This window comes from Halovenus aranensis (assembly GCF_900100385.1).
Lineage (GTDB): Archaea > Halobacteriota > Halobacteria > Halobacteriales > Haloarculaceae > Halovenus > Halovenus aranensis.
In genome coordinates this window covers 97,991-122,933 of record NZ_FNFC01000002.1, presented here as the reverse complement: position 1 = coordinate 122,933, position 24,943 = coordinate 97,991, and the positions used below count along the sequence as shown (strand labels likewise).

At 61.4% G+C, this 24,943-nt stretch carries 31 protein-coding genes and 1 pseudogene; 20 read left to right on the top strand and 12 right to left on the bottom strand.

The window, feature by feature from the left end:
• Positions 1 to 109 precede the first annotated feature (109 nt).
• The gene (locus BLR34_RS02515; protein ID WP_176765213.1) at positions 110 to 1,663 is read left to right on the top strand and encodes a DNA cytosine methyltransferase; all 1,554 of its coding nucleotides are present in this window, start codon (positions 110 to 112) and stop codon (positions 1,661 to 1,663) included.
• Between the two features lie 257 nt (positions 1,664 to 1,920).
• Entirely contained in the window at positions 1,921 to 2,199 is a 279-nt protein-coding gene (locus BLR34_RS02510) for a hypothetical protein (protein ID WP_092699101.1), read from the top strand.
• Positions 2,200 to 2,213: 14 nt separating this feature from the next.
• Here the strand turns inward: BLR34_RS02510 and BLR34_RS02505 are convergent, their stop codons facing one another.
• A complete protein-coding gene (locus BLR34_RS02505; RefSeq protein WP_176765212.1) occupies positions 2,214 to 2,474 on the bottom strand; it encodes a MarR family transcriptional regulator in 261 nt (86 codons plus the stop codon).
• Positions 2,475 to 2,720: 246 nt separating this feature from the next.
• Here BLR34_RS02505 and BLR34_RS02500 point away from each other — a divergent pair, with 246 nt between their 5' ends.
• On the top strand, positions 2,721 to 2,915 hold the full coding sequence (locus BLR34_RS02500) for a hypothetical protein (RefSeq protein ID WP_092699097.1): 195 nt from the start codon (positions 2,721 to 2,723) through the stop codon (positions 2,913 to 2,915).
• An 11-nt stretch (positions 2,916 to 2,926) separates the two neighbouring features.
• Here BLR34_RS02500 and BLR34_RS02495 read toward each other — a convergent pair whose 3' ends face one another.
• Complete coding sequence (locus BLR34_RS02495; protein WP_394327678.1) at positions 2,927 to 3,196, bottom strand: ArsR family transcriptional regulator; 270 nt, start codon at positions 3,194 to 3,196, stop codon at positions 2,927 to 2,929.
• A gap of 389 nt (positions 3,197 to 3,585) precedes the next feature.
• On the opposite strand from BLR34_RS02495, the gene BLR34_RS02490 reads away from it, so the two are divergent.
• From BLR34_RS02490 to BLR34_RS16830, 4 genes are read left to right on the top strand one after another with little or no spacing between them, the layout of a single operon-like run.
• Positions 3,586 to 3,858 carry a hypothetical protein gene (locus tag BLR34_RS02490; RefSeq protein ID WP_092699093.1) on the top strand — a complete coding sequence of 91 codons (273 nt, stop codon included), beginning with the start codon at positions 3,586 to 3,588 and terminating at the stop codon, positions 3,856 to 3,858.
• On the top strand, positions 3,855 to 4,427 hold the full coding sequence (locus BLR34_RS02485; RefSeq protein ID WP_092699091.1) for a DnaJ domain-containing protein: 573 nt from the start codon (positions 3,855 to 3,857) through the stop codon (positions 4,425 to 4,427). Before BLR34_RS02490 ends, BLR34_RS02485 begins: the two co-directional genes overlap by 4 nt.
• Positions 4,420 to 5,133, top strand: a complete 714-nt coding sequence (locus BLR34_RS02480; protein ID WP_143414107.1) for a hypothetical protein — start codon at positions 4,420 to 4,422, stop codon at positions 5,131 to 5,133. Before BLR34_RS02485 ends, BLR34_RS02480 begins: the two co-directional genes overlap by 8 nt.
• Positions 5,130 to 5,282, top strand: a complete 153-nt coding sequence (locus BLR34_RS16830; RefSeq protein ID WP_176765211.1) for a hypothetical protein — start codon at positions 5,130 to 5,132, stop codon at positions 5,280 to 5,282. The genes BLR34_RS02480 and BLR34_RS16830 overlap by 4 nt, the downstream gene beginning before the upstream one ends.
• Here the strand turns inward: BLR34_RS16830 and BLR34_RS02475 are convergent.
• Positions 5,249 to 6,520, bottom strand: a complete 1,272-nt coding sequence (locus BLR34_RS02475) for a tyrosine-type recombinase/integrase (protein ID WP_092699087.1) — start codon at positions 6,518 to 6,520, stop codon at positions 5,249 to 5,251. The genes BLR34_RS16830 and BLR34_RS02475 overlap by 34 nt on opposite strands.
• A gap of 389 nt (positions 6,521 to 6,909) precedes the next feature.
• Here BLR34_RS02475 and BLR34_RS02470 point away from each other — a divergent pair, with 389 nt between their 5' ends.
• The 5 genes from BLR34_RS02470 to BLR34_RS02450 are packed head-to-tail and all read left to right on the top strand — an operon-like array spanning position 6,910 to position 10,204.
• Complete coding sequence (locus BLR34_RS02470; protein ID WP_092699085.1) at positions 6,910 to 7,467, top strand: DUF7287 family protein; 558 nt, start codon at positions 6,910 to 6,912, stop codon at positions 7,465 to 7,467.
• Positions 7,461 to 8,054, top strand: a complete 594-nt coding sequence (locus BLR34_RS02465; protein WP_092699083.1) for a DUF7288 family protein — start codon at positions 7,461 to 7,463, stop codon at positions 8,052 to 8,054. The genes BLR34_RS02470 and BLR34_RS02465 overlap by 7 nt, the downstream gene beginning before the upstream one ends.
• Positions 8,042 to 8,998, top strand: a complete 957-nt coding sequence (locus BLR34_RS02460; RefSeq protein WP_092699081.1) for a DUF7261 family protein — start codon at positions 8,042 to 8,044, stop codon at positions 8,996 to 8,998. Before BLR34_RS02465 ends, BLR34_RS02460 begins: the two co-directional genes overlap by 13 nt.
• The gene (locus BLR34_RS02455) at positions 8,995 to 9,474 is read left to right on the top strand and encodes a DUF7266 family protein (RefSeq protein ID WP_092699078.1); all 480 of its coding nucleotides are present in this window, start codon (positions 8,995 to 8,997) and stop codon (positions 9,472 to 9,474) included. Before BLR34_RS02460 ends, BLR34_RS02455 begins: the two co-directional genes overlap by 4 nt.
• Entirely contained in the window at positions 9,467 to 10,204 is a 738-nt protein-coding gene (locus tag BLR34_RS02450) for a DUF7289 family protein (protein WP_092699076.1), read from the top strand. Before BLR34_RS02455 ends, BLR34_RS02450 begins: the two co-directional genes overlap by 8 nt.
• On the opposite strand, the gene BLR34_RS02445 is transcribed toward BLR34_RS02450, so the two are convergent.
• A complete protein-coding gene (locus BLR34_RS02445; RefSeq protein WP_092699074.1) occupies positions 10,201 to 11,835 on the bottom strand; it encodes a DUF7289 family protein in 1,635 nt (544 codons plus the stop codon). The genes BLR34_RS02450 and BLR34_RS02445 overlap by 4 nt on opposite strands.
• A gap of 213 nt (positions 11,836 to 12,048) precedes the next feature.
• On the opposite strand from BLR34_RS02445, the gene BLR34_RS02440 reads away from it, so the two are divergent.
• The 5 genes from BLR34_RS02440 to BLR34_RS02420 all read left to right on the top strand — a co-directional run bounded on the left by BLR34_RS02440 (position 12,049) and on the right by BLR34_RS02420 (position 15,224).
• Positions 12,049 to 12,537 carry a type IV pilin domain-containing protein gene (locus tag BLR34_RS02440; RefSeq protein ID WP_092699072.1) on the top strand — a complete coding sequence of 163 codons (489 nt, stop codon included), beginning with the start codon at positions 12,049 to 12,051 and terminating at the stop codon, positions 12,535 to 12,537.
• A gap of 215 nt (positions 12,538 to 12,752) precedes the next feature.
• Positions 12,753 to 13,214, top strand: coding sequence for a 30S ribosomal protein S15 (locus BLR34_RS02435; protein ID WP_092699070.1), 462 nt, complete (start codon positions 12,753 to 12,755; stop codon positions 13,212 to 13,214).
• Positions 13,215 to 14,351 carry a hypothetical protein gene (locus tag BLR34_RS02430; RefSeq protein ID WP_092699068.1) on the top strand — a complete coding sequence of 379 codons (1,137 nt, stop codon included), beginning with the start codon at positions 13,215 to 13,217 and terminating at the stop codon, positions 14,349 to 14,351.
• The gene (locus tag BLR34_RS02425) at positions 14,348 to 14,608 is read left to right on the top strand and encodes a KEOPS complex subunit Pcc1 (protein WP_092699066.1); all 261 of its coding nucleotides are present in this window, start codon (positions 14,348 to 14,350) and stop codon (positions 14,606 to 14,608) included. Before BLR34_RS02430 ends, BLR34_RS02425 begins: the two co-directional genes overlap by 4 nt.
• Positions 14,601 to 15,224, top strand: a complete 624-nt coding sequence (locus BLR34_RS02420) for a 30S ribosomal protein S3ae (RefSeq protein ID WP_092699064.1) — start codon at positions 14,601 to 14,603, stop codon at positions 15,222 to 15,224. The genes BLR34_RS02425 and BLR34_RS02420 overlap by 8 nt, the downstream gene beginning before the upstream one ends.
• 46 nt (positions 15,225 to 15,270) lie before the next feature.
• On the opposite strand, the gene BLR34_RS02415 is transcribed toward BLR34_RS02420, so the two are convergent.
• Both BLR34_RS02415 and BLR34_RS02410 read right to left on the bottom strand, forming a co-directional pair.
• Positions 15,271 to 15,645: a hypothetical protein gene (locus BLR34_RS02415; RefSeq protein WP_092699062.1), complete on the bottom strand. Its 375-nt coding sequence runs from the start codon at positions 15,643 to 15,645 to the stop codon at positions 15,271 to 15,273.
• A 51-nt stretch (positions 15,646 to 15,696) separates the two neighbouring features.
• Positions 15,697 to 16,419: an alanyl-tRNA editing protein gene (locus BLR34_RS02410; protein WP_092699060.1), complete on the bottom strand. Its 723-nt coding sequence runs from the start codon at positions 16,417 to 16,419 to the stop codon at positions 15,697 to 15,699.
• Positions 16,420 to 16,513: 94 nt separating this feature from the next.
• Between BLR34_RS02410 and BLR34_RS02405 the strand changes: the two genes are divergently transcribed.
• From BLR34_RS02405 to pdxS, 3 genes are all read left to right on the top strand, one after another.
• Positions 16,514 to 16,705: a 30S ribosomal protein S17e gene (locus BLR34_RS02405; RefSeq protein ID WP_092699058.1), complete on the top strand. Its 192-nt coding sequence runs from the start codon at positions 16,514 to 16,516 to the stop codon at positions 16,703 to 16,705.
• A gap of 162 nt (positions 16,706 to 16,867) precedes the next feature.
• The gene (locus BLR34_RS16825) at positions 16,868 to 17,005 is read left to right on the top strand and encodes a hypothetical protein (RefSeq protein ID WP_176765210.1); all 138 of its coding nucleotides are present in this window, start codon (positions 16,868 to 16,870) and stop codon (positions 17,003 to 17,005) included.
• 181 nt (positions 17,006 to 17,186) lie between these two features.
• Positions 17,187 to 18,095, top strand: a complete 909-nt coding sequence (pdxS, locus tag BLR34_RS02400) for a pyridoxal 5'-phosphate synthase lyase subunit PdxS (RefSeq protein WP_092699056.1) — start codon at positions 17,187 to 17,189, stop codon at positions 18,093 to 18,095.
• 15 nt (positions 18,096 to 18,110) lie between these two features.
• Here the strand turns inward: pdxS and BLR34_RS02395 are convergent, their stop codons facing one another.
• From BLR34_RS02395 to sufD, 6 genes and pseudogenes are all read right to left on the bottom strand, one after another.
• A complete protein-coding gene (locus BLR34_RS02395) occupies positions 18,111 to 18,752 on the bottom strand; it encodes a halocyanin domain-containing protein (RefSeq protein ID WP_176765209.1) in 642 nt (213 codons plus the stop codon).
• 101 nt (positions 18,753 to 18,853) lie between these two features.
• A complete protein-coding gene (locus BLR34_RS02390; RefSeq protein ID WP_092699052.1) occupies positions 18,854 to 19,285 on the bottom strand; it encodes a metal-dependent transcriptional regulator in 432 nt (143 codons plus the stop codon).
• 25 nt (positions 19,286 to 19,310) lie between these two features.
• A complete protein-coding gene (locus BLR34_RS02385; RefSeq protein WP_092699050.1) occupies positions 19,311 to 19,790 on the bottom strand; it encodes a rubrerythrin in 480 nt (159 codons plus the stop codon).
• 100 nt (positions 19,791 to 19,890) lie between these two features.
• Positions 19,891 to 20,775 carry a winged helix-turn-helix domain-containing protein gene (locus BLR34_RS02380; RefSeq protein WP_092699048.1) on the bottom strand — a complete coding sequence of 295 codons (885 nt, stop codon included), beginning with the start codon at positions 20,773 to 20,775 and terminating at the stop codon, positions 19,891 to 19,893.
• Between the two features lie 41 nt (positions 20,776 to 20,816).
• Positions 20,817 to 23,539, bottom strand: a pseudogene (gene acnA / locus BLR34_RS02375) (aconitate hydratase AcnA).
• A 183-nt stretch (positions 23,540 to 23,722) separates the two neighbouring features.
• Complete coding sequence (gene sufD, locus BLR34_RS02370; RefSeq protein ID WP_092699046.1) at positions 23,723 to 24,934, bottom strand: Fe-S cluster assembly protein SufD; 1,212 nt, start codon at positions 24,932 to 24,934, stop codon at positions 23,723 to 23,725.
• Positions 24,935 to 24,943 lie beyond the last annotated feature (9 nt).

Genomic DNA, 24,943 nt, shown 5'->3' with positions numbered 1-24,943 from the left:
TACTGTGGCCCCCGGGGATCCGAAGGAAATCGGGGAAAATCAGTAGCGAAGGAGCATGATATCGAGTAAAGACTTTTATCATGAGCTCCCAAATTCTGACATATCCAGTATGAATGAAAGGCCAACTGCTGTCAGTCTGTTTTCTGGCCTTGGGGGGCTTGACATCGGCGCACATCTAGCGGGTGTTGAAACGCTGGTCTGCGTCGATAACAATCACGACGCAGCTGAAACGCTCAGGATAAACAGTACCGCCCATACGGAGACTCCCCAGTTCGGCGTGGCCAGATTCGACTGGCAGGTCATCGAACAGGATATCCGTACCCTTGAGCCACAGTACCTTTGCGGCGAGGTTGAGGCTTCGGCATCTCGAACGGCCACCTCTGACCCACCGGTTGACCTCGTGATCGGTGGACCTCCTTGTCAATCGTTTTCCCGGTCTAACGAAGGGGGGCGGACGGGAACGGATTCCGACCTCGGACAGCTCTACGAACGGTACGAAACCATCCTCGGAGACTTTCAGCCGGAAGGTTTTGTCTTCGAGAATGTCGTCGGAATCCTCTCGAGCAAGGGGGGAGAGGATATCAAGACGATTAAGACAGCCCTCTCCGCGCCGAGAGATGCAGCGGGGAACCAGCCTGAGCACAGTTACAATATAGTCTCAATGAAGCTCGATGCCGCGGAGTTCGGCGTCCCCCAGTCTCGGGAACGGGTGTTCATTCTCGGCGTCCGCGAGGACATCGGAACTCCACCGAGCAAGGAGGATGTACTGCGGACAAACCATCCCGAAGGGTGGCACGCGGCCGGAGCGGCTCTCGCTGACTTCACGGTTGACGCTGGGGTTGCGCCGTACCAAAACGCGATTCGAAGCAAGTACGCTGGGTTCCTCCCACGGATCCCCGAAGGAGCGAACTACCAGCACTTCTCCGACCGACGCTACGAAGACGGGGAGTACGTTGAGCGCTCGGAGGCTGAACTCGCGGAGAAAGAGTGGGATTGGCGCTCGCGACACTGGAATTACCTCCTCAAATTGGATCCAGATCGACCAGCTTGGACATTACAGGCCCAACCCGGGTCAACCGTCGGACCATTCCACTGGCGATCTCGCCCGCTCGCCTTCGTCGAGCAGCTACGTCTCATGACGATTCCGTGCTGGTATGAGGTGGCTGGAGATTCAACCGCTATCCAACGGCAGATCGGCAACGCAGTCCCACCCTATCTGGGGTGTGCTGTGGTCGGAGCCCTAGCCGATGCACTTGGCATCCATCGGGAGCCACGTCACCTCGATACGCCCGAGCGTTACACAATCGCGCCGGCTCCAGAACAGCACGGTATCAACAAGCGTAACACCGCCGACTCCCCCTGGAACGAGATAGCTGAATTAATTCCTCAACTCCGATCTCATGATAGTGTCGAACTGGAAGCCACACGAGAGGCGATTCCCCGACTTGTCGACGTGCTCGAACTCCTCCAGTTCTGGGTTGAGAATGTAGTTATTGATCGCGTCGAGACCAAGGCAGGCTCACGACCGGAGCCCAGTCAATCTCGCGTATATCGTGCCGATACACCGTCACCCTCCCGAATAGTCGCTCGTATTTCACTTTCAGCCCCAGATTCTGTCGGCGCAACCAGCCGCAGGATTGCAGGGCAGGTGACGCCTGACTGACCACTGCTTGGTGAGGCGAAATCTCGAAAACCACACGTATGAAAATCTGCACAGTGACAACCTAAAGAAATCTGGAGATGGCTGTCCCGAAAGCCCACTCGGTGAGAATAAACCACCCGAAAACGACACTTCGGACAGCTTCGGACATCTCCACAGAAAGCCTCTAAAGAACTGATTTTCAAGCGTCCCGGTGTACGAAAATCCAACTTCGGACATTGCGCGCTATTCCTTTTTCAACCCCGTCCGTCCGACTACACATGGCGAAAGCAGTCCGAATCACAAAAGAACAGCTCGGGAACCGAGAAGTCAAAGTAAAATTGCGAGACATCCGCCACCCTGACTACGAGAAACAGGTCGAATTCATCTACGAGCGGAGTGGCGACTCACCGGACGAGACGTGGGCCTACGGCATCACCGAGGAGAAAACTGCAGAATTCCTGCGAAGCTCAGAAATCAACGACCTGCTCGAAGAACCGGACCCACCGGCATGGGTCGAGGAGGGACTGGAGATGTGGGATATCCGGGTCCAGGAATGAGTCAGAAAATGTACTCACTCATCGACCGGCTCAAGCTCGCTGGCGTCGAGTTCCTCATCCAGATAGGCCTCACCCGAATCAGTGATACCGTAGAGACCTCGGTGGACTTGCGTGAGCAACCCACACTGAGCGAGTTTCTTCGCGCGGCGGCTAGCGTGGTCGGAAACTGGCCCGCCTTTGGCTTCAATTGCTCCCGGAGTGAGATTGCCGTACTCTCGAATAAGTTCGAGAATTCGGTCGTCAGCGGGAGTCATCCAGTCGGCCGATTCGCGCATGTCATTTTGTGTGGGTACCGCGCTCATATCTCCACCGATACAGAGTATTTGGTCACCAGTTCTTATTATTTTGTTGGTAAAGCTGATTTGCAGAACAGATTTGCATATATTTGAATCAGTACTACTGAGCAAACGTTATTAGGAAGGACTTACAATTGAGGAAATGACCCGGGCCTTCCGGTCCAAAAGGACCGGCGTGCTAGGACACGCCGGGCTTGGGTCAACCTCGGGAAGAGGTTTCCAAGCATGAGACACGAGAGACCGCGGGGTAATGAAAATATCCCCACAGACGCGAGTACAGCCGCCTCACAACCAATCGAGCGAACCGAACAGACGGGCGGTCCCACGCGCGACCACATCAAGACGACCCGGCACGCCGGAAAATTAGCCGACCAACCGAACTGGATGAGAGACCTGTTCGCACAACTCAGCGGAGCCTAAAGATGGAACACTCACTCATCAACCGGCGCAAGCTCGCTGGCGTCGAGTTCCTCGTTAAGAAATTTCTCACCAGTCTCGGTCAATCGGTAGAGGCCTTCTGTGTCGGCAGGTCGCTCAACGAGATTGTATCTCCTCAATTCAGACAGGCGTGTACTGGCGTGGCTGCGGCTCGTGACGCCAAAATTGTCCAGGGCCTGAGGAGTCAGGTTACCCTCATCACGAATCATTTCCATGATTCGCTCATCAACGGGACGCATCCAGTCAGCACGCTGTCGAACCACATCGCCATTAGAGGCTCTTGTAGCCATAGTGTTACCGGTGTGTTGCCTTACGAGCTTACACCGTATAGATTTGCTGGTGTTTCGTTTTCTAATGGTTGTAGACCGTTAGCAAATTATTTGTAGTGGGAGGCTTAACTGGCACTTGACCCAGCCCCTCGCGGGAAAATCCCGCCGTGTACCAGCACGACGGGGGCTCGGGTCACTCCCTGCAAGGAGATTTGACCGAGCATGAGACACGAGAGACCGCGGGGTAATGAAAATATCCCCACAGACACGAGTACAGCCCCCTCACAACCAATCGAGCGAACCGAACAGACGGGCGGTCCCACACACGACCGGCCCGCGCCGACCGACCACAGCCCCACTGTGACGGTCCGGGGGGTGGTCGGATGAGTACGAACACCGACGAAAAGCACTACCACGGGGAGTGCGATTGCGGCCTCGAGTTCGACTTTCCCGCACCCACGCCGGTCGGCTGGGGGACCCGCGTCTCGGTGCGGGTCACGTGCCCGAACTGTGACGCGATAGTGCCGCTGTACCTCGACGGCTACGAAGAGACCGCCGAGCGTCCCGAGTGGCTCGTCGACGACCCCGACGTTCGCTTCGGGGCGACGCCGTCAATCGACGCCAGCGACATCGTCGGAGGGATTGCGGGACCATGACGCTGGACTGGCCCGCTGGCTGGGACCGCACCCCGCCAGCCCGCCGCGAGAGAGCGCGGAAGTTCGAGGCCTCGCTGGGCAGCACGACCCAGAGCCTCGAAGGCGAACTCGACCGGATGGGCGTCGACGACTGGCGCGCCTCGATTGGCAACCAGCACACGAAATCGAACGGTCTCCCGCGACACAACGCCAATCCCGACGACCCCGGATTCGTCCTCCGGTGGCACAAGGACGGCGACCAGTATGCCGTCGCCTGCGACGCCTACTCGCGCCTGCGCGACAACGTCCGAGCGGTCTACCTCTGGATTCACGAGACGCGGATGCGCGGCAACCGACCGGTCGAGACCGGCGACGCGGAGTTCGCTGCTGCTCGGCTCCCGGCGGGTGACGACGCGGTCGCTGCGGACCCGCCACCTCACGAGGTCCTCGGCGTCGCGAAAGACGCACCCGAAAGTGTCGTCGAGTCGGCCGCACGAGCGCTCATCAAGGAACACCATCCCGACGCAGGCGGCGACCGGGAGGCGTTCAAGCGCATCCAGCGCGCCCGGGAGGTGATGCTCGATGGGTGACTCTGGTGGACTCTGCTGGGACCATCACGACTGCCCGACAGAGGACTGTGATGGGGAGTTGCAACAGCAGGACAAGGTGAATGTGGTCTGCCTTTCCTGCGACGGTTGGTGGAGTCACGTCGCCGGCTCGACGACGCATTTTCTGGTGACAGCGACCGGGGAGAAGGTCCTCGAAAAGCCCATCGCAGTGACAGATGGCGGCCCGCTTCCGGCCGATTTGAACCACCGGAGCGGCGAGTTCCTCGGTGAACTCAATGGACTGGTCGTTCGCGGCCCATGTGAAGAGACGGGTCTGCCTGTCCTCGAAATCCACGGTGAGGATGGCATGGCTGCTGTCGAGTGTCCGGAAACGGCAGTAGGTGGACTCACAGAGACAGCGGCAGAGATTCGACTGGCAGTTGACCAGCAGGAGGGCAGAGCGCTATCTGAAAACGAGACTATGCAGGAGGTCGCGGGTACAGCAGTCTTGGTACAGACCCCGGAGATGACTCGCTCGAAGTGGCATCACTCGGTCGAGTTTGACGGCCAGCATCATCGTCTCGCCTGCGGTGACACAGTCGAGTGCGATTCTATCGAGACCGTTGAGACGGCTGTCGTCGCGGCGTGGCAGACGGAGACGACAGGAGCGAACAGATGCTCCGAGTGTCACGAGTCGATTCTGGCACTGCAGGCAGAGACAGGCGATTCTGGAGGTGACTCCCCATGAGTACGGATTCAGACGACAGTGACAATCAAATCCTGACCGACAGTGAGCGCGAATCGATTGAATGGTTAGCCAACGATGACGACCCGGAACTCGCGCGTATCGGCGAGTTCCTGCTTCAGTCGTTCGAGGCCAGGGAGGAGACGAGATGATGCAGGTCGTCGACAGACAGGTGGCCAGCTTTGGATTCGATGGTTCGCCGCACGTCGATGAGGTCTTTCCGGTCGTCGGGGTCGGTCCTCTCGATGAGTGCCTCGTCGAGCCGGTCGGTCAGTTCGTCGACGAGCTGGCTGGCTTCCACATCGACGCTCGCGTGGCAGTGCATGCAGAAGGGCCGGTCCTGTGGTGTCGGTTCACCGCAGCGCGGGCAGTCGATGGTCGCGATGGGGTCGTGTTCTTCCTCGGAGACGTCCAGGCCGTGTGCGCGAGCGAGTTCGCGGTCGGATGCGTCGTCGAAGATGGCGATGTAGCGGCCGGCCACGTCGCTCCCGCGACTCCAGCCGTGGTGTTCTTCGAGGACGGCTTGGCTGACGCCTTGGCTGGCCAGGAAGGACGCACTCGATTTCCGGAAGTTGGTGAAGGTGATTGGCTTCGAGACCTCGGCTTTCTCGCCCGCTCGCTTGATGATGTCGTTGCAGCGCTGGTAGGAGAGTTGACTGGTGCCGTCGTTGAGTTGGCACCAGAGCGGGGCTGTGCTGGAGTCGCCTGCGGGGTGGCTGTCGAGCCATTGGGCGAGGTGGCCGCTGGAGACGAACAGTGTCACCGAGCGTTGGCCTTGTTTGCCGTCGAGAGAGAGTTTCATCCCGTGTTTCCCGTCGCTGACATCGCCGACGCGGAGGTCCAAGAGTTCGCCGGCCCGTGCTCCGGAGTCCCAGGCGACGGCGATGAGCGATTTGTCTCTGGCGTTGTGGACGGCTTTGGTCATCGGGACGATGTCTTCGTCCCAGTCGAGCATGTCGGCGGCGTCGGGCGTCGGGTTGTAGCTTCGCGAGGTGGTCGATGGAATCCAGTCCAGCGGCTCTGGCACGTCGTCTCCGTCGGTGACGTGCTTGCCGAAGACTCGCAGTGCGACTCGCATGTCTCGGTTCGTTTCTTCGTTGTCGTATTGGCGGTTGATCCAGGCGACGAGTGTTTCGGCGGCGTCTCGATTGTTGAGCGCGTCGGCGAGGGAGACGTCGGGGGTGGTGTTGGGGCCTTTGACGGTTTCGACGACGCCGGCGAGTGTTTTGCAGTGTCGCAGCAGTTTGAGGTGGCGTTCTGTGGAGTATTGTCGGAGGCCGAGTTGTTTGTCGAATTCTTGGAGCAGGTCGCGGTCTGTTTCGTCGAGGTCGTCGTGGGTGGCGATTGTCTCGCGGTTGCTTTGGAGACGACGGGTGGGGGCGTTGGTCATTACAGGCGTGACACGTTGTTTGGGACCTTAAACAGATGGTACAAGTCCTGCGCCCGGACCTTTTTACCGCGAGTAAACACAAGCAGTCAACCGGTCGACGGGCTGGCTCTCGAGTTATTCCCGGCCTTTCTGAGAGTTTAGTTTACGTTCAGATGCACCGTTCGTCGGGACAGCGACCCACACTGCTAGATGGCAGGAAAATCTCTGTTTGAGCAACGACAACATATAACATTTGGGCTCAAAACTGATAACTGTCGGTAACAGATAAACACACAGAGACAGTCCACTGTCACATCCAGCGGGCCACCGGGGCAACGGCAGAAAGGCTGTGCCCGCGAGTGTGACAGTATGGGAACGACAGCGTACCGGACACGGTATCGGAGCCGACAATGAGGGGCCAGACAACCATAGATTTCGCCATCGGTATCGCGATTTTCCTCGGCGTGGTAGTGTTTGCCTTCTCGTTCGTTCCGGGCATCCTCCAGCCGTTCGAACTCTCGGGCGAAGAGAACCCCTCGTTGTCGGATAGGACTGCAGATGCACTCTCACAGGAACTGCTCGGTTCGGCCGACCAGCCGTACGTCCTCGACCGATACTGTGCGGTCGCGTTTTTCAACGACTCGAACGACGCGGCAAGTGATTGTAACTACGACAGCGGCTCGTTATCGTCGATTTTGAATCTCGATTCGACACACAATATAAATATCTCGGTCAGAGGGAACGTCACCGCGGGCGGTAATGCAGAGCAACTCTGTTGGACCGACACGTCGCCCGCAAGCGCCGGCGAGTCTGGGCTCGTCGAGCGCAGCCACGCCGAGTGTACGTCCGATGCAGTCGTGTTGGCACGGGGCGAGAACGTGGTAGACGAGGGGAGTGGAACAATCACGGCCCGGCGAGTCGTCTCGCTGCACGGGCAGTCAGTCACACTGGAGGTGGTGTTATGGTAGCCGGCGACGGCCGCGGACAGGCTCTTACCCTCGAAGCGGTGGTTGCGTCGGTTCTGATTCTCGCCGCTATCGGGTTTGCACTCCAGATGACAGCCGTTACGCCACTGTCTGCGAGCACGTCGAGCCAACACGTCGAGAACCAGCTTCAATCGACGAGCGAGGGGGTCCTCGACAGCGTTGCGGACACGGGCGCCCTGCGCGAAGCAGTGCTGTACTGGAACAAGACCACAGGCGAGTTCCACGGCGACGCGAGCCCGTTTTACCGGTCTGGACCGCCGCCGAACGCCTTCGGTGACGCGCTGTCGGCAGCATTCGGGACCCGAAACGTCGCGTACAACGTCTTCGTCCACTACCAGACTGGCGACGGTATCGCGACACAGCAGATGGTCCGGCAGGGACAGCCCAGCGACCACGCAGTGAGTGCCTCCCACACACTCGTACTCACGACTAGCGACCGACTCGTCGGCCCCGACGAGAGGGGCCCACGGCTCGGCGCGGTGACTGACGACGAGTTCTACGTCGCCCGGCGCAGCAGTGGACCGTACTACAATCTCGTCCGCATCGAGGTGGTCGCATGGTGCATCTAGACGACCGTAGCCAGGTCATCCTCGTCGCCGCGTTCCTGCTCGCGGTCTCGTTTGTGGTGCTCGCACTCGTGGTCAACTCCGCAATCTTCGCCGAGAATATCGCGACGCGAGACGACGTGGCGGGCTCACACGACGCCCTGGAGTACCGTGCCGAAGTGCAACAGAGCGTCGGTGCCGTCCTCACGGCCGTCAACCACAACGACACGCTCGGCGAAACCACCCTCGAAGAGACGGTGGCTACTCTCTCGGCCGAGGGCGCCATTCTCCAGTCGACGCAGGGTCGGCTGGTCAACGTAAGCGTCGACAGCGTCGAGACGGGAGCGACCAGAATCGCACAGACGAACGCGAGCCGGAACTTCACCAGCATCGGCGGCGACCAGGCGTGGAACCTCACAGACGACAGCGTCGAGTCGGTGCGCAATCTCCGGCTGAACATCACCGACCCGGACGCCGCCGCCGGCTCGTTTTCGCTCGTCGCAAACGATACCGACACCGGGGGAGCCGACTGGCGGCTGCAGGTGAGCGAGAACAGCGGCGATATCGAGGTGACGGTGTCGGTCGATGGCGGCCCAGACAGAGCGTGCGTACGGCCCCACGACAACGCCACCGTCATCGACGTTACCGGTGGAACAGTCGGAGGGACGCCCTGTCTGGCGCTCGGACAACTCCAAAGCGACGCCGGAACGACGCAGTGGATTGGTGCGGACATCGGCAGCAGCTTCAGACTCGAACTCGAGGAGGCAGACGCAGTGACAGGGCAGTATTCGATGGTCCTCGGGACAGCCGGCAGCCCGAAAACGAGCGCCCTGCAGACGAGCCAGCAGTCTGACGAGCCGTTTGCAGTCGCGGCCATCTACAGTGTCACCGTCAACTACGCCTTTTATACACCGGCAGTCGGTTACGAGACAGCGGTCCGGGTCGCCCCTGGGGAGGTGCCGGCATGAGGGCGCCACCGGCCGATGGCTCGGACCGCTCGGTGTCGGTCGCGCTGAACTACGTCCTCGTCCTCGGTATCTCGACGGTCCTGATTGCCGGACTCTTGGTCGCCGGAACCACTTTCGTCGAGGACAACCGCGAGCGCGTCATCGACAGCGAACTGACCGTCATCGGCAGCCACATCGCCGGCAACATCGAGCAGGTCGACCGGTTTGTCGACGCGAGTCGGACAAACGCCGGCACAGCGCCGGCCGTCGCGTACATCAATCAGTCCTTCGAGGAGCGTGTCACCGGCTCGACGTACTCGATTGAGGTCGTCGACGGCAACCCCCCACAACTCCGCCTGCGCTCGGTCGACCCCGCGGTGACAGTCCAGGTAAACGTGACGGTGAACGCCGACATCGCGGAGACGACAGTCGAGGGTGGGACAGTGTCTATCTACTACGACACCGGGGCCGACAGGCTGGTGGTCACCGATGGATAACGCAAACAGGGGCGTCAGCGAGGTGCTCGGCTACGTCATCATCTTCGCCCTCGTCATCGCCGTCATCGGGTTCGTGACCGCTCTGGGAATCCCAGCACTGCTCGACGTTCAGGACAGCGAGCAGGCATCGAGCGCCGAGCGGGCGTTCGACGTTGTCGGAGAGAACATGGCCGCGGTATACGAACGTGGCGCACCGAGTCGGGCGACAGAAATCGACCTCACGGCCACCGAACTGTTCTATGGCACCCCCGTGACGATGAACGTCACCGTCAACGGGAACAGCACTGTGACAGATATCCGCCCGGTGATACTGCGCGTCGACGACGACACGAGACTTGTCTACGAGGGCGGAGCCATCTTCCGAGACGAAGGAGACGGTGGCTTAGTCCTCCGCGAGCCGCCGATGCTGATAGACGACACTCGTCTCCACCTCCCGGTCATCGGGACGACTGCACCAGCAATCGAGTCTGCGGGCGGCACGACGGTACTGCTCCGTGGCGAGTCGGCGGGTGAGTCGGTCCTGCACTCGGGGACAAGTGGGTCGAACAGTGTGACCATCGCCGTCGAGTCGCCGCGATACGACCTCTGGGAGCGATACTTCGTCGAGCAGGCGGGAATCGACCCGAGCGACTGTACAGTCGATACCGGCGCCGAGTCCGTCGAGTGCCAGACCAGCACGGAGACGGTCTACGTGACTCTCCAGAAAATCGAGGTCGAGATTCTCGTCTAGCTGATGTCGATGCCGTTCTCAGTGATGTGGAGGTAGGTGATGCTGACGACAGACGCGTCCTCGGGAATCGTCCGCTCGTCTTCGAGCGCGGTGTCGAAGTGAACCCGTCCGCCGTCACCGTTCTCGATAATCACTTGGCCGGCAACCGCGGCCCCGTAGACGTGGTCTTCGACCGTTATCGTAGAGGTCATGTCCGGTGCGTAGACTGTCCCGACGAGTTCCGCTGAGACAGTTGCGTCGAAGTCACTAGCACCGTAGATGGTGGTAATCGTCGCGTTGTGGGTGTCTGCCGTCGTCAGTGATGCGCTGATGTCGACGGAATCGTTGACAAAGACGGTGAAATCGTGCTCGCCCTCGACTGTGATTGGGTTGTCGATGGTCAGGTCCTCGACGCCGAGTGTCACGTCGCCGTCGGTCGTGTTCACTTTGGTGATACCGCTGACTGTATCGTTGTAGTACGTTCCTGCAGTCAGTTCGGTACCCGGCGTCTGCTCGTCGGCGAGAGAATCGAGATTCTCCGAGACAAACGGTGCTATCGACGGGGTCGTCGGGACAGCGGAAATCTGCTCGTTACTCCCTACGTCGCAGTTACCACCCGCGTTGAACGAACGTACGTACCGAATGGCCCCGGTCACCTCGGCGGAGCCTTTACACGTGAAACTCTCGGCTGTGACGTTCCCGTAGATGTATGGATTCCCGCCAAAATCGACGGCACCCGTAACTGACAGGTCAGCTGTTTCGGCCCGCGTGGCGTACGTCCCCGCCGATGAGTTGTACGCATCGATGGTCGGGTCGTCTTTGTCGCTGTTCCCTTTCCCCTGGATGTCGAAGTCACCGGCCGTCGTCGTGATAGCGTTCTCGTATGTCTGTGTCCCGATTGGCGTGACGAGAGTCAACTGTACGCGCTGTGCGGAGTGGTTGTACTCGACGCCGCCGTCGGTCCGCTGTTCGAAGTACTGTCCCCAGCCCTGGTAGTACTCGCTTTGGACGGTGAGTATCACCTTGTGGTCGTCGAGAGGGTTCGTCCGGTTGGCGTCCGAGCCGAGAGGGAACAGTCGGCGCTCACCGGTCTGTGTCACCGTCGCCGTGTTGCCTGCCAATCCGTCACCGGTGATGTTCACGATTGGGAGGGTGAGTGTCCCGTTACGGTAGTGAAACTCCGGTGGCGACACCAGCGTGCCGTTACCCCCGGCCGCCCGGAAGACGCCGCCGCCCTGATAGCCGAGTCGTGCCCCGCCGTTGTCGAACTCCAGCGTTCCCAGCGTGACCTCGACCAGCGGGTCGGCCCACGACGGCGTCGAGCCGTCAGTCCGGTTTTCGAGTTTGACACGTAACGTGCCGGCGTCGCCGTCGACAGTGAACTCGTCACCGGTCTCGGCCGGCAGCGGAATGCGCTGTGACCGGGCCTCGCCGAGGGCGACCAGTCCGGCCTTCGAATCGAGCTGTGTCAGCGTCTGCTCGGCCCTGTCGACCGACAGCCGGTCCTCGGTGTCGTTGATTGCGGTCGCTCCCAGCGTAACGACGGCAGCAGCACCGGTAATCATAATTCCGAGCATGAGGACGACAGCGACAGCGTTGCTCTGTGCCCTGTTCGGCACCGCACTGTGCCGCTCGTCCTCACCGGCGTTCATCGCCCCTGCCTATGCCGGGCGTACTGATAAGCATGCTGCAGAACCCGAGTGAACGGCGTCTCTGTCCCGACAGCCGGGCCACACACTGGCAGCAGCGGAGTACTTATCCCCGCGCTCGGACCTAAAGATAACAATGTGTGTATCCCGCTCATCAGCCAGCGTCGTTCCAGGGGGGCGGTTGGTGGGGGAGCGAGTACACAAGAGGGTGAAACGATGACGGCAACGGAACAGCGAGACAACGCCGCCGTGACACCACTGGTCGGCGTCGTATTGATGCTCGCTGTCACGGTGACGGTGGTCGCAATCGCCGTGCCGCTCGTGTTCACCCAGACCGACGCAGTTACCGACGACCAACCCAGTGTCGACCTCGGATTCTCGTACACGGAGGCCGTCGCGTCGGACGAGGCAGATACCTTCGGTGTGACGGCTGGGGACGCCGGTATCGACGCCGACGGACAGCTCACAGTTATCTTCAGCTCGGGAGATGCAATTCCAGCCGGCCGGCTCACCATCAGCGGTACCGAAAGCTCGGGTAACCTTGTGGCAGATGCCGACCGCTTCGGGACGGGTGACGAGGTGACTCCCGCCGCAGAGATTACCGTCTGGGCGGCCAGAGGAGAGACAGTCCAGGTCCGCTGGACGGCAGAGGACGGCGAGGAGTCAGCACTACTGGGGACGTTCACCGTTCGGCCGACCGACTGAGCGCAGGCACGCTGTTGGCGTCACAGAAAAGTAACCGTTAACAGGCCCGACCGAGTGTACTCAGGTGGGAACGCACGGCCGCAAGTCTGACTCGCCGTCCGCTTGGGCGGCTTGGGATTGCGGTAGTGTCACCCGCCGACAGCGGCTGCCGAGACGCGACAGCCGTTCGGCGGACATTACACGCCGCGTTTGGTCTGTGTTCCAACCAGATACACATGGCACGAATGCATACGCGCCGCCGTGGCTCGTCCGATTCGGACAAGCCGGCGGCAGACGAACCACCGGAGTGGAGCGACGTCGACGCGGACGCCGTCGAAGACCGCGTCGTCGAACTGGCAGAACAGGGGCACAGCCCCAGCGAAATCGGCGTCATCCTCCGTGACGAGGGTGTCCAGGGTACGCCGGTTCCCGACGTGTCTCTCGTGACCGACAAGAAGGTGACAGAGATTCTCGACGAACACGACGCCGAGCCCGAGATTCCCGAGGACCTGTACAACCTTCTCGAGCGGGCAGTGCGCCTGCACGACCACATGGACGAAAACCAGACCGACTACCAGAACAAGCGCGCACTCCAGAACACGGAGTCGAAGATTCGCCGCCTCATCAACTACTACCGCGGCGACGAAATCGACGAGGACTTCTCGTACAGTCCCGACCTCGCCCGAGAGCTGCTATAGATGTCCACGACCGGCCGTTCCGACGGGTCCACGCCTGCGGCGAGTGACATCGCCTCCCGACTCCGGGCGGCAGAGTTCGTCAGGCTCGTCGCCGACGCGACCGGCGATGCCGTCGCCGCGACCGGCCTCCTTGCGACGGCGCTCGAAGGCGATACCATCGCCCACCAGTGTTCGGTCGTTCCCGTGCCGGCGTCGGCACAGCGAGAGACCGACGCGGACCTGACAGTCGGAGTCGGCCGTCACGCGACAGACGCAGACATCACAATCGGCACGGCCGGACCACCGGCGAGTTCGACGGCACTCGCCGTCGCGGAAGCGTTCGAGACGATTGATTACGAACTCGCGCTCGCGGGCATCACGGCTGCCGGGGCGGTTCCGGCGAGTGACACGCTCGCCGCCGCCGAGGCACGCGGTATCGAGCGCCGGCCAGGCGTCGCCGTTCCGACCGCCAACCTCGAAGACGGGCTGGCTCACGCCACGCTCGTGTACGCCCCCTTCTCGGGAGACACCGACGCCACAGCGGCCACGCTCACAGCCCTCGATTCGGCAGAGACAGACGAGGAGACACAGCGGCGTGTCGCCTCCATGGTCGCCTTCGAGGTGTGTAGCGACGACGGGAACGCGCCACAGGCAGCCGAGGCAGTCGAGCGGTTTCTCCGTCCGTTGGCGACAGTCGGCGGCCGATTCGAGACGGTCGAAGGGTTCGGTGACGTTCTCGACGCGACGGCGCGCGAGCGGCCGGGACTCGCTGTCCCGCTCGTTCTCGGCGCAGTCGAGCCAGAACAGGCACTCGACGTGTGGCGAACCCACGGGCAGCGAGCCCACGAGGCCGTGAGTTCGGCGTCGACAGGTCGGTACGATGGGCTCTACGTCGTCCGCTGTGACGGCGACCAGCCCGTTGGCACGCTGGCACGCCTTGTCGCGGCGTACCGCTCGCCGGAGCCGCTCGTGGTGGCCGTTGACGACAGCGAGGCCGCCGCAGTGGCTGTCGAGGAACGCGATGCCGACCTCGGCTCGCGCGTCGAGACAGCCGCGAGACGCGTCGACGGCCGCGGCGGAGGAACGGCAACCGTCGGCCGGGCACAGTTCAGCGGCGACCCGACAGCGTTCGTCGCCGCGTTTAGGGAGGTACAATGAGTCGGCGAACACGCATCGAGTCGACGTTCGACGACGAAGGGACGGCCCGCCAAGTCGCAGCCACGCTCCGGCCGGACAACACGCCGGAGATGGAGACGACGGTCGACGGGACGGCGGTCGTGACCACAATCGAACGCGAGACGACGGGCGGTCTGCAGGCAACAGTCGACGACTACGTCGTCAATCTTCAGGTCGCAGCACAGCTCACAACCACGGACGGGGAGACGTCCACCACAACGACAGACAACAATGAGTGAACGTTCAGTCTCACGACAGAAGCAGCAGAAACGCTGGTACACCGTGCTCGCTCCCGAGCAATTCGACCGCGAAGAGCTCGGCGAAACGCCAGCAGACGAACCGGACAGGGTACTCGGCCGAACCATCGAGACGACGCTGGGTGACCTTCGAAACGACGCAAGCGACAACAACACGAAACTGACCTTCAAAGTCTCCGAGGTGGCCAGCGAGAGCGCATACACGGAGTTCATCAAACACGAACTCACCCGTGACTACATGCGTAGCCTGGTCCGCCGTGGCTCCTCGAAGGTCCAGGCCTACGTGACAGTGCTGACTACCGACGACTACCGCGTCCAGATTCAGCCTGTCGCGCTGACGACAAAGTCCGCCGACGAGAGCCAGGAGAAGGCAATTCGCCGGACGATGATTGACCTCATCGAGGACGCGGCCGCGAACCGCACCTTCGAGGAACTGGTCGACCGCGTCGTCAACGGCGACCTCTCCTCGGCAATCTACAACGAGGCAAAGACCATCTACCCGCTTCGCCGCGTCGAAATCCAGAAGATGACCCTCGAAGCCCGACCCGAAGAGGTCGCCGTCGAGGAAGAGACCAGCGTCGGCGTCGACGACGAGTAACTTCGCAGTTCACTTTTCTGAGAGTCCGTCTTCGGCAGCCGGACGATTACGCATCGTCGACAAGTTGTGCCTCGACCTCGTAGAAATCCAGACTGTCTGTTTCGTCGTGGATACCCTCGAACACGAACTCACGCTGTATCTCGGTCGCGCCCGACAACTCAAGTGGCTCTGTCTGTGTCCACTGCTCGGACTCACCCTCCTCGGGCTCGTAGCGAAGCACTACTTCGACCGTGCTCTGTTTTGTGTCCTGAAACCCGTTCTCGACAGACACCTGAATCTTGAGATTCCCGCCCGGCTGGAGGCTAAAAGCGGTGTCGGTGACCAGAAACTCCGGCTGTTCGTCGTCGGTACAGCCCGCAAGCGAAGCTGCCGTGAGGGAACCAAGCAGGCCTAGGCACCGTCGGCGCGAAAGTGACTCCATGGTACGTGATTCGGGATTCTCCAGACTTGTACGTTCTGCATCCAGACAGTGTCAGCCTTCGAGTCTAAATTCGAGACGCTCGACATCTTCTCCCTTGGAAGTACACTCGACAATGTCGATGTGACCGACCTCACCGAGGCTGTCGACGTGGGTCCCGCCACACGGGCACATGTCGAATTCCTCGATTTCGACGACCCGAAGCGGGTCGACAGAGTCGGGAATCAGATCGAGTAGCGCACGGCCCTCGTCGACGTCGCGCTCGACCGCCTCGCGCGGCCGGTTCGCCTTGGTCACGCCGTAATCCTCGTCGATTGCGTCGTTCGAGCGGCGCTCGATGCGCTCGATATCCGCCTCGTCGAAGTCCGCCGGCTCGAAGTCGATGCGTGACCGGTCTGGATAAACCTGGTTGCCGGCCGTCGTGGCGTCGTACTCGTCGAGAACGACACGGGAAACGACGTGCTGGGCGGTGTGCATCCGCCGGAGTTTCTCGCGGCGCTGCATGTCGATGGCTCCCTCGACTGTCGTCCCCTTGGCGGGCGGGTCACCGGTCATCGACTCGACGTAGTGGCGCACGTCGCCGTGGTTCTTACGGGCGTCCGTGACAGTCGCCTCACCGCCGTCCCACGAGAGCGTGCCGTGGTCTGGCGGCTGGCCGCCGCCCTCGGGGTAGAAATACGTCCCGTCGAGAACGATGTACTCCTCGGTGGCATCGGTCACTGTTGCGGTGAACTCGGTCGTGCCGTCGTCGTCGGGCAGGTACAGCAACTCTGTCATGCGAATACCTTGCAGACACATCCTAAAGAATCGGTCGGACGGAGACGACGAGTCGAATCATTTTAAAGGCCGTCCCGGCTACGTTGGGATACCAATGGCCATCAAACCTGCCTACGTCAAGAAAACGGGACGACTCCTCATGGAGCAGTACCCCGACGCGTTCGGACCGGACTTCGAACACAACAAGGAAGTCGTCAACAAGCTCACCAACATCGAGTCCAAGGGCGTCCGCAACCGCATCGCTGGCTACGTCACGAGCAAGCAAAACACCGGACAGCCCGCATAGGTCGTCTCTCACACTGCCGACGCGCTGGCGGTCGTCTCTCTCACCGGTATCTTTTCGCGACGCCAACCAGTTAGCTGTGGCTGTAAGAGCCGAAACACCGCCAGCAGACGACGCGACGCCGACAGAGCCCCGTGACCTCGACCACGAGCGCCATCGGACCTCATGAGCGAGTATCGAAGCCTCATCGGTACGTCCTCACTCCCGGCGTTTTTCGTGCTCGGAGACGGCGAGTGTATCGAGTGGATAACCGACCGAAAGTCCGGAGCTGAACTCGGCGAAACTGTCGAGCGCTACCGCTGACACGGAGAGACGATTCGCTTGGGCCGGTGGTAATTACGCATAAAACTAACGGCAATAGTGTCCGATAAACGCCGGGACTGGACGCCGCCGATTGGAACAACAGCGACGTGGCCGCCACGGCGAGCGTGCCCAGGCTTGTCACAATCAGGCCCGTTAAGTTCGTGTAGGCCAACAGTCGTATATGAGTCAGGAAACCGACCTAGAAGAGCTTCGGCGTGGGACCGACCTCGTCAAGCGCGGATTCGCCAAAATGCAGAAGGGGGGCGTCATCATGGACGTCGTCAACGCCGAGCAGGCTCGCATCGCCGAGGATGTGGGTGCAGTGGCAGTCATGAACCTCGAAGCCGTGCCGGCAGACATCCGCAAACGCGGCGGCGTTGCGCGGATGGCCGACCCTGCCTCGCTGAAAGAGATTATCGACGAAGTCTCGATTCCAGTGATGGGGAAAGCCCGTATCGGTCACACGACCGAGGCACAGATTCTCGAATCCGCCGGTGCCGACATGATAGACGAGTCGGAGGTCCTGACGCCGGCAGACGATAGATACCACATCGACAAGCGCGACTTTACCTCGCCGTTCGTCTGTGGCGCGCGAAACCTCGGCGAAGCGCTCCGACGCATCGAGGAAGGAGCGGCGATGATTCGGACCAAAGGCGAGGCTGGGACCGGCGACGTGAACCAGGCGGTCCACCACCAGCGCAACATCAAAAGCGCAATCAGGAAGCTCGAAGGGATGAGCCACGAGGAACGCGAGCGCTGGGCCCGCGAACACGAAGCACCCGCCCACCTCGTCCACGACACCGCCGAGCGGGGTCGCCTGCCGGTCGTGAACTTCGCCGCCGGCGGTATCGCGACGCCCGCCGACGCGGCACTGATGATGCACCACGGCTGTGATGGCATCTTCGTCGGTTCGGGTATCTTCGGCGCAGAGAATCCCCGGGCGATGGGCAAAGCTATCGTCGAGTCGGTCAACAACTGGGACGACCCCGACACGCTCGTCGATATCGCCACCAACGTCGGCGAAGGGATGGAAGGAGACGCGAACGCAGACCTCGACGACGACGAACAGCTCCAGCACCGCGGCGTCTAAAAGGCGGCTTCTGTTTTACTCGTTTCCGACGAGTTCGTTGTAGGCACCGACGCCGATAAGCGAGACAGCGCCGAAGACGCCTGCTCCAGCGACGACGGAGCCGAAGTTCATTCCGCTACCGCCACCTCGACTGTAGCTCGTGAGGTCGGTTTCGACGTTGTCTTCGCCGACGACGACGACGCCGAGCATGCCGAGTGTCTTGTGTGGTACACAGAAATACTGATGTACTCCCGCCATGCTCTCGTCGAATTCGACTTCGTACGTGAATCCCTCTTCGCCAACCAGTGACCCATCGTGGGCTTCGCGGCTGTCGAGTCCGCCTTCTTCTGCGACGACGTTGTGCGCGCCACCCTTGCCCGTCCACCGCCAGGTGATAGTCTGCCCGGGCTCGACGTAGATGGCCGGCGGGTTGAACTGGTAGCCGTTCATTCCCGCTCCGACATCAACGATGACCTCGTCGGTGCCGCTGGCATCGGCCGTGGTTCCGTCCCACTCCGCCTCCGAGAGATAGCCGCCGTATGCGCTACTCTGTGCCACAGCGGACCCCGAACCGGCTGTACCGAGCGTTACCGCGCCGGCCACGGTTCCGACGCCGGCCTTGAGTGCTTGCCGTCTCGTCACCGCTGGCGTTGACTCGTGTTCGTCCATATACCCCATACTCACACGTTCCAACGTATAAATCGATTGTTCCATATCGGTTCGTATCCGCGTCGGGCAGAACCGAGATCCGCGCTGTCGCCTGTGGGAGTGATCTGTGTTCAGTCGGCCGCGTCAGCTTCGAGTTCGAGGAGGGCACATACGTCGTCGTCGGCGTCGAAACAGTCGGGACACTGAGGTTGTCGGTCGATAATCGTATCGAGCCGTTCGGCCACCGTCTCGTCGATAACTGGTTCGAGTTGCTGGGCTTCCGTTCGGAAGTCGTCGACTTCCAGCACCTCGACGAGGAAGCGCTCGATGATACAGTAGTTCTGGAGTGCGTCCCTGGCGCGGACGATGCCATCGTCGGTCAGGTCGACACCCTTGTACTTCTCGTGGTTGCAGAGGCCGTCGTTTTCGAGTTTGCCAATCATCTCGTTGGCACTCGCGGGACTCACGTCGAGCATCTCCGCGACTGCACCCGTCGATGCCGGACCGTCTTCGATTTCCTGGACGAGATAAATCGCCTTCAGGTACTGGTTTGCTGTGTTCATAGCTCCCTCCCGTCGCTGTTGCGTGTCATTCTCGCTCCTCCATCAGTGTCGTGACTTCCTCGACGCCGGTCTCCTCTTCCTCGCGAATCGACGCGAGTTCATCCAACAAGACCGACCGGTCGATACTGAACTCGGCCTCGGAGGCCTCGATAGCCTCGATGAGGTCGTCATAGAACTTGTAGGCAGTCTCCTCGTTACAGAGCTGGTCGTAGAGAACGCCGTCGAAGTCCTGGTCTGACTCGTAGCGCTGTTCGACAAGTGTCTGAATCTCACCGAACGGAATCGTCTCGGCGTCGAGCCCCTCGACCAGCGCTTCGATGCGCTCGCGGTGGTCGGCCGACTCCTCGGCGGCCTCGGTGAGCAGTCCCCGGATGTCGTCGTCGATGTCCTCCAGTTCCTTGGCGTGTTTCGCTGCCCGCGCCTCGACGACTTCCTCCAGAACGACGCCAATCTGGAGGAGGCGCGCGAGCTGGTGGTCCGAGGACACAGGCGTCTGGACGCTCATCGCCACCCCGGGAGCGTAATCCCGCCTTCGGGTACTGTTCGGTTCATATTGATACGTCGGGCGTACGCCCCCTTAAACGGTTCCCTGTCGGGAAAGCGATTCACTCGCTGGAGAGTGCTGTCACCCGGCAGTTCTCGTCAAGTTCGACGTCGAGTGTGTCGTCACCGAGCGCAATCGTGGCCGTCGCAGTGACTGGGTCGGTCGTCTCACAGGCCACCTGACAGGTATCGGCGTTCGCTATCGACTGTGGACCGAAGATTATCTCACCGAGACCGTGTCCGTGCTCGGTATAAAAGCCCTGGACTGAGGGAACGCTTGCGAGCAAAATCCGTAACGGCGGTTCGAGCCCGTACCAGCACCGCTCACAGGAGACGTGGGTCTCGTAGTCGGCCCACTCTTCTTCCGAGTCTTCGGTCTCGCGGGGGTAGTCGACGGTCGTCGCCCCCCAACAGCGCGGGCAGATGCCCTGCCTCGCGAGGTTGACTCCAGAGAGCGTCCGCTTGAGGACGACCGTCGCGAGTTCCGAGAGCGACCGTCCCTGGTACGCTCCCGGTGGCGTCGGGTACCCGAGCTGCGCGCCGTGTTCCTCGCAGTTCAAAAAGAGCTGGTCTCGCTCGTAGCTGATTGTCAGCGGGTCGCCACAGTCGGGACACAGCCAGGTCGACTCCGCGGTGTGTTCGCCCGTATCCGCGCCGTAGGTACCCGAATAAATCGCCGAGACTACAGCCAGTCCCGCAGTCCGTATCCCGTACTCACCGTCTCGCTTTCCGATGAAGCCGTCGCTGAGTTTGTCCAGGTGATAGTTGAACCGGCCGCTGTCCTCGACGCCGACCCGCCGCCGGAGTTCTGAGAACTGGAGGCCGGGGTCGCCGTCGCTGAGTGCCTGCGCCAGTTCGAGCAGGATACCCAGACGCGTCTCGTCTCCGAGCACCGAGAACGCGTCTTCCGGCGAGCCGATATAGTCGGTCCCTGTCTCCTCGGTCATACTGCATGAATCCGAGTGGACAGGGAAATATTCGACGGTCGTTACGACCTCAGCAGTCGGCGAAGCACGAGATGGAGGACGCCGCCGTTCTCGACGTACTCGACGGCCGCTGGCGTGTTGAGCTGGGCCGTCACGTCGAATTCGGTGGTCTCGCCGTCGCTTTCGGCGACGACAGTAAGTTCGTCGTTCGGTTCGAGGCCGTCCTCGAGGCCGTGAATCTCGAAGGTTTCGCTACCGTCGAGCCCGAGCGACTCCCAGGAATCGCCGTCCTGGAACTGAAGTGGCAACACGCCCATCCCGACGAGGTTGTCGCGGTAGATGCGCTCGTAGCTCTCGGCGAGTGTGGCACGGATGCCGAGCAAATCAGTGCCTTTGGCCGCCCAGTCGCGGCTGGAGCCGGTACCGAACTCGATGCCGGCCATCACGATTAGCGGTGTTTCCTCCTCTTGATAGCGCATACTCGCGTCGTAGACGGTCGTCTCCTCGTCGGAGGGATGGTAGACCGTGTACCCGCCCTCCACGCCGTCGAGCATCTCGTTTTCGATGCGGACGTTGGCGAAGGTGCCACGCATCATGACCTCGTGGTTGCCCCGGCGAGCGCCGTAGGTGTTGAACTCGTGGGGCTCGACGCCGCGCTCTGTGAGCCACTGGCCGGCAGGGAGGTCCTCGCTGAAGGGTCCGGCGGGGCTGATGTGGTCGGTCGTGACCGTATCGCCAAGCGTCATCAGACAGCGCGCTCCGGCGATATCCTCGACGCCGGGCTCTTCGAGCGGGAAGTCTTTGAAGAAAGGCGGCTCGCGGATGTACGTCGACTCGTCATCCCACTCGTAGACATCGCCCGTCGGTGCTTCGAGCGCGTCCCAGCGTTCGTCGCCCTCGAAGGCGCGTGCGTATTTCTCCTCGAACATCTCGGGGGAGACGTTGTCGTGAATCGTCCGGTGAATCTCCTCGGGGTCGGGCCAGATATCTTCGAGATAGACCGGCTCGCCGCTCTCGTCAGTCCCGAGTGGGTCGGTTTCGAGGTCGATATCCATCTGACCAGCCAGCCCGTAGGCGACCACGAGTGGGGGGCTGGCCAGGTAGTTCGCGCGAATCTTCGGATGGATGCGCGCCTCGAAGTTGCGGTTGCCCGAGAGCACGCTCGTCGTCCAGAGGTCGTGTTCGTCGATGGCGGCCTCGATAGGGTCGGCAAGCGGCCCGGCGTTGCCGATACAGGTCGTACAGCCGTAGCCGACGACGTGATAGCCAAGCGCTTCGAGGTCGTCGAGCAGGTCGGCCTGTTCGAGGTACTCCGTGACGACCTTGCTTCCCGGTGCGAGCGACGTCTTGACGTAGTCGGGCACTTCGAGCCCCAGCTCGGCGGCGTTTCTGGCGAGGAGTCCGGCGGCGACCATCACCGACGGGTTCGACGTGTTCGTACAGCTCGTAATCGCGCTGACGAGGACGCTCCCGTGGCCGATTTCGACCTCTGTGCCGTCCTCCAGTGTGACGGGAATCTTCTCGTCGAGGTCGGGCCGAGAGTCGGTCACAAGGCCACCGTCGCCAGTTGCTGTGCCGGAGTCCAGAACGCCTTCCTCGGCGAGCAGGGTCGGGAAGTGCTCGTCGAGGTTGCCCATCGGAATCCGGGAATGGGGTTTCTTATGGCCCGCCAAGCTCGGCTCGACATCGCCGAGGTCGAACTCGACGGTCTCGGTGAACTCGGGGTCGTGCTCACCGAACAATCCCTGGGCCTCGAGGTACTCCCGGACCAGCTCGATGTGGTCGTCCTCGCGGCCGGTGAGTTCCAGATACTCTAGAGTCTTCTCGTCGACCGGGAACATGCTGATGGTACAGCCGTGTTCGGGCGACATATTCGCGATAGTCGCGCGGTCGGCGACCGAGAGCTGAGAGAGGCCGGGACCGTAGAACTCGACGAACTTGTCGACGACGCCGACCTGCCGGAGTTTCTCCGTGATGTGAAGCACGAGGTCCGTCGCAGTCGCGCCTTCGGGGAGGTCACCGGTGAGTTTCACGCCGACGACTTCGGGCAGTGTCATCGTAATCGGCTGGCCAAGCAGAGCGGCCTCTGCTTCGATACCGCCGACGCCCCAGCCGACGAACCGATACCGTTTATCATCGGCGTGTGGCTGTCGGTGCCGACGAGTGTGTCCGGCAAGAGCCACTGCTCGCCGTCGATTTCACGGCTGTGGACGACACGGCCGAGGTGTTCGAGGTTGACCTGGTGGACTATGCCAGTCCCCGGCGGGACGACCTCGAAGTCGTCGAAGGCCTGCTGGGCCCACTTGATTGCCTTGTAGCGCTCGGCGTTGCGTTCGTACTCCATTTCGACGTTTTTGTCGTAGGCGTCGTCGCTTCCGAAGTAATCAACGTGGACGCTGTGGTCGATGACCAGGTCGGCGGGAATCTCTGGTTCGACGATAGTAGGGTCCTCGCCCGCACGCTCGGCCGCAGAGCGCATCGCCGCGAGGTCGACAACCGCTGGAACCCCTGTCAGGTCCTGTAACACGACGCGAGAGGGATTGAACGGTACTTCGACGTCTGGTACCTCTGGCTCCCACGAAGCCGCGTTTCGTACGTCTGCCTCGGTGATTCGCTCGCCGTCGACGTTTCGGAGAACTGCTTCGAGAAGGACACGGATACTCACCGGCATCGAGTCGAGGTCACACAACCCCTGCTCTTCGAGGACCGTGAGGTCGGCCATCTTGTGCGACTCGCCATCGACCGTTACCTCCCGAACGGCACCGAATGGGTCGGTTTCTGACATGATAGCTGATAGTAGCAGGGGGGTGTTTTAACCGATTACCCATATATTCCTTATATTCATCAATCCGGCTAGGACGGACCGATATGCGGTTTACTGACAGTGAGTGGATGTGTCTATGCCTGTACAGACGTGTGTCACAGTGGAAGAAATCGCAAAAGAATGAACGCGACCGAAACGCGGGCGTCAGTTGCGGAGCCGCTGTGCGATAAGTTCCTGCGTGTCCTCACGCAGTTCGTCGACTTCGACTTCTTCGAGGACCGGGACGAAAAAGCCCTCGACGAGCATGTTGATAGCGTCCTCTTCGGGGATGCTCCGTGAGGTCAGATACAGGAGGTCTTCTTGGTCGACCTGTCCGACCGTCGCGGAGTGGCTCGCTTCGGTGTCGTGGTTGTTGATGATGAGCTTCGGCGAGGCGTCGGCCTCGCTCTCGTCAGACAGCATCAGCGTGTTCTCGCGCTGGTAGGAGTTAGTATCCCACGCGTCCTCACCGACGTCTTGGACGCCCTCGTACACCGACCGGGCGACGTCGTCGAGGACGCCACGGGTCACGAGGTCGGCAGTCGTGTGTTCGGCCTCGTGCCAGACGCGGCTCGCGAGGTCGAGGTGCTGGTCGTCGTGGCCGAAGAAGGCACCGACGATTTTGGACTCGCTGCTGTCTCCGAGCAGTCGCGTCTCGACAGAGGTCTTGGTCATCCGGGTACCGAGGTTGCCCTCAATCCAGTTGAGAGTCCCGTACTGGTCGGCGTGGCCGCGTTTGACCTGGAAGTTGTACGTCTCCTCGGAGAGGTTCTGGAGCGTACCAAACTGGACGTGGGAGTTCTCGCCGACGACGGCCTCGACGACGCCGCTGTAGTAGCGCTGGCCCTCCAGTTCGTCGCCGGTGGACTGCCGTTCGAGAATCGTCACGCTCGCGTTGTCTTCGGCGACGACGAGCGTGTAGTTGAACAGCGACCGGGAGTTCATCTCTGTCCGAATGGTCACGTCCTCGGCGGTGACACCCTCGGGGACGTAGACGACCGTCCCGGCGCTGAACAGTGCCGTCGACAGCGCAGTCAGGTAGTTCCGTTCGGGGTCGACGACGCTGCCGAACTGCTCTTCGATGAGGTCACCGTGTTCGTCGAGTGCCTCCTCCCAGGAGAGCACGTCCACACCGTCGGCGTCGACGCGGTCTTTCTCTTGTGCCCAGTCGAGCGGGTCGACCAGCGTCTCGTAGTCCAGCGAGTCGAGGTTCGTCCAGTCGCGTCCGGGCGTCCTGATGACATCGGGCATCTCCAGCCCTTCGAGCGCCTCGAAGGCCTCTAGCCGTGTCTCCAGTAGCCACTCGGGCTCGCCGAGGGACTCGCTTATCTCCCGTACCTGTTCTTCCGTCAGATTTGCGTGTACCTGCGTACTCATTACATTCAC

Coding starts and splice junctions, on each gene's coding strand:
- BLR34_RS02515 (WP_176765213.1), top strand. CDS start 110: ATGAATGAAAGGCCAACTGCTGTCAGTCTGTTTTCTGGCCTTGGGGGG.
- BLR34_RS02510 (WP_092699101.1), top strand. CDS start 1,921: ATGGCGAAAGCAGTCCGAATCACAAAAGAACAGCTCGGGAACCGAGAA.
- BLR34_RS02505 (WP_176765212.1), bottom strand. CDS start 2,474: ATGCGCGAATCGGCCGACTGGATGACTCCCGCTGACGACCGAATTCTC.
- BLR34_RS02500 (WP_092699097.1), top strand. CDS start 2,721: ATGAGACACGAGAGACCGCGGGGTAATGAAAATATCCCCACAGACGCG.
- BLR34_RS02490 (WP_092699093.1), top strand. CDS start 3,586: ATGAGTACGAACACCGACGAAAAGCACTACCACGGGGAGTGCGATTGC.
- BLR34_RS02485 (WP_092699091.1), top strand. CDS start 3,855: ATGACGCTGGACTGGCCCGCTGGCTGGGACCGCACCCCGCCAGCCCGC.
- BLR34_RS02480 (WP_143414107.1), top strand. CDS start 4,420: ATGGGTGACTCTGGTGGACTCTGCTGGGACCATCACGACTGCCCGACA.
- BLR34_RS16830 (WP_176765211.1), top strand. CDS start 5,130: ATGAGTACGGATTCAGACGACAGTGACAATCAAATCCTGACCGACAGT.
- BLR34_RS02475 (WP_092699087.1), bottom strand. CDS start 6,520: ATGACCAACGCCCCCACCCGTCGTCTCCAAAGCAACCGCGAGACAATC.
- BLR34_RS02470 (WP_092699085.1), top strand. CDS start 6,910: ATGAGGGGCCAGACAACCATAGATTTCGCCATCGGTATCGCGATTTTC.
- BLR34_RS02465 (WP_092699083.1), top strand. CDS start 7,461: ATGGTAGCCGGCGACGGCCGCGGACAGGCTCTTACCCTCGAAGCGGTG.
- BLR34_RS02460 (WP_092699081.1), top strand. CDS start 8,042: ATGGTGCATCTAGACGACCGTAGCCAGGTCATCCTCGTCGCCGCGTTC.
- BLR34_RS02455 (WP_092699078.1), top strand. CDS start 8,995: ATGAGGGCGCCACCGGCCGATGGCTCGGACCGCTCGGTGTCGGTCGCG.
- BLR34_RS02450 (WP_092699076.1), top strand. CDS start 9,467: ATGGATAACGCAAACAGGGGCGTCAGCGAGGTGCTCGGCTACGTCATC.
- BLR34_RS02445 (WP_092699074.1), bottom strand. CDS start 11,835: ATGAACGCCGGTGAGGACGAGCGGCACAGTGCGGTGCCGAACAGGGCA.
- BLR34_RS02440 (WP_092699072.1), top strand. CDS start 12,049: ATGACGGCAACGGAACAGCGAGACAACGCCGCCGTGACACCACTGGTC.
- BLR34_RS02435 (WP_092699070.1), top strand. CDS start 12,753: ATGGCACGAATGCATACGCGCCGCCGTGGCTCGTCCGATTCGGACAAG.
- BLR34_RS02430 (WP_092699068.1), top strand. CDS start 13,215: ATGTCCACGACCGGCCGTTCCGACGGGTCCACGCCTGCGGCGAGTGAC.
- BLR34_RS02425 (WP_092699066.1), top strand. CDS start 14,348: ATGAGTCGGCGAACACGCATCGAGTCGACGTTCGACGACGAAGGGACG.
- BLR34_RS02420 (WP_092699064.1), top strand. CDS start 14,601: ATGAGTGAACGTTCAGTCTCACGACAGAAGCAGCAGAAACGCTGGTAC.
- BLR34_RS02415 (WP_092699062.1), bottom strand. CDS start 15,645: ATGGAGTCACTTTCGCGCCGACGGTGCCTAGGCCTGCTTGGTTCCCTC.
- BLR34_RS02410 (WP_092699060.1), bottom strand. CDS start 16,419: ATGACAGAGTTGCTGTACCTGCCCGACGACGACGGCACGACCGAGTTC.
- BLR34_RS02405 (WP_092699058.1), top strand. CDS start 16,514: ATGGCCATCAAACCTGCCTACGTCAAGAAAACGGGACGACTCCTCATG.
- BLR34_RS16825 (WP_176765210.1), top strand. CDS start 16,868: ATGAGCGAGTATCGAAGCCTCATCGGTACGTCCTCACTCCCGGCGTTT.
- pdxS (WP_092699056.1), top strand. CDS start 17,187: ATGAGTCAGGAAACCGACCTAGAAGAGCTTCGGCGTGGGACCGACCTC.
- BLR34_RS02395 (WP_176765209.1), bottom strand. CDS start 18,752: ATGGGGTATATGGACGAACACGAGTCAACGCCAGCGGTGACGAGACGG.
- BLR34_RS02390 (WP_092699052.1), bottom strand. CDS start 19,285: ATGAACACAGCAAACCAGTACCTGAAGGCGATTTATCTCGTCCAGGAA.
- BLR34_RS02385 (WP_092699050.1), bottom strand. CDS start 19,790: ATGAGCGTCCAGACGCCTGTGTCCTCGGACCACCAGCTCGCGCGCCTC.
- BLR34_RS02380 (WP_092699048.1), bottom strand. CDS start 20,775: ATGACCGAGGAGACAGGGACCGACTATATCGGCTCGCCGGAAGACGCG.
- sufD (WP_092699046.1), bottom strand. CDS start 24,934: ATGAGTACGCAGGTACACGCAAATCTGACGGAAGAACAGGTACGGGAG.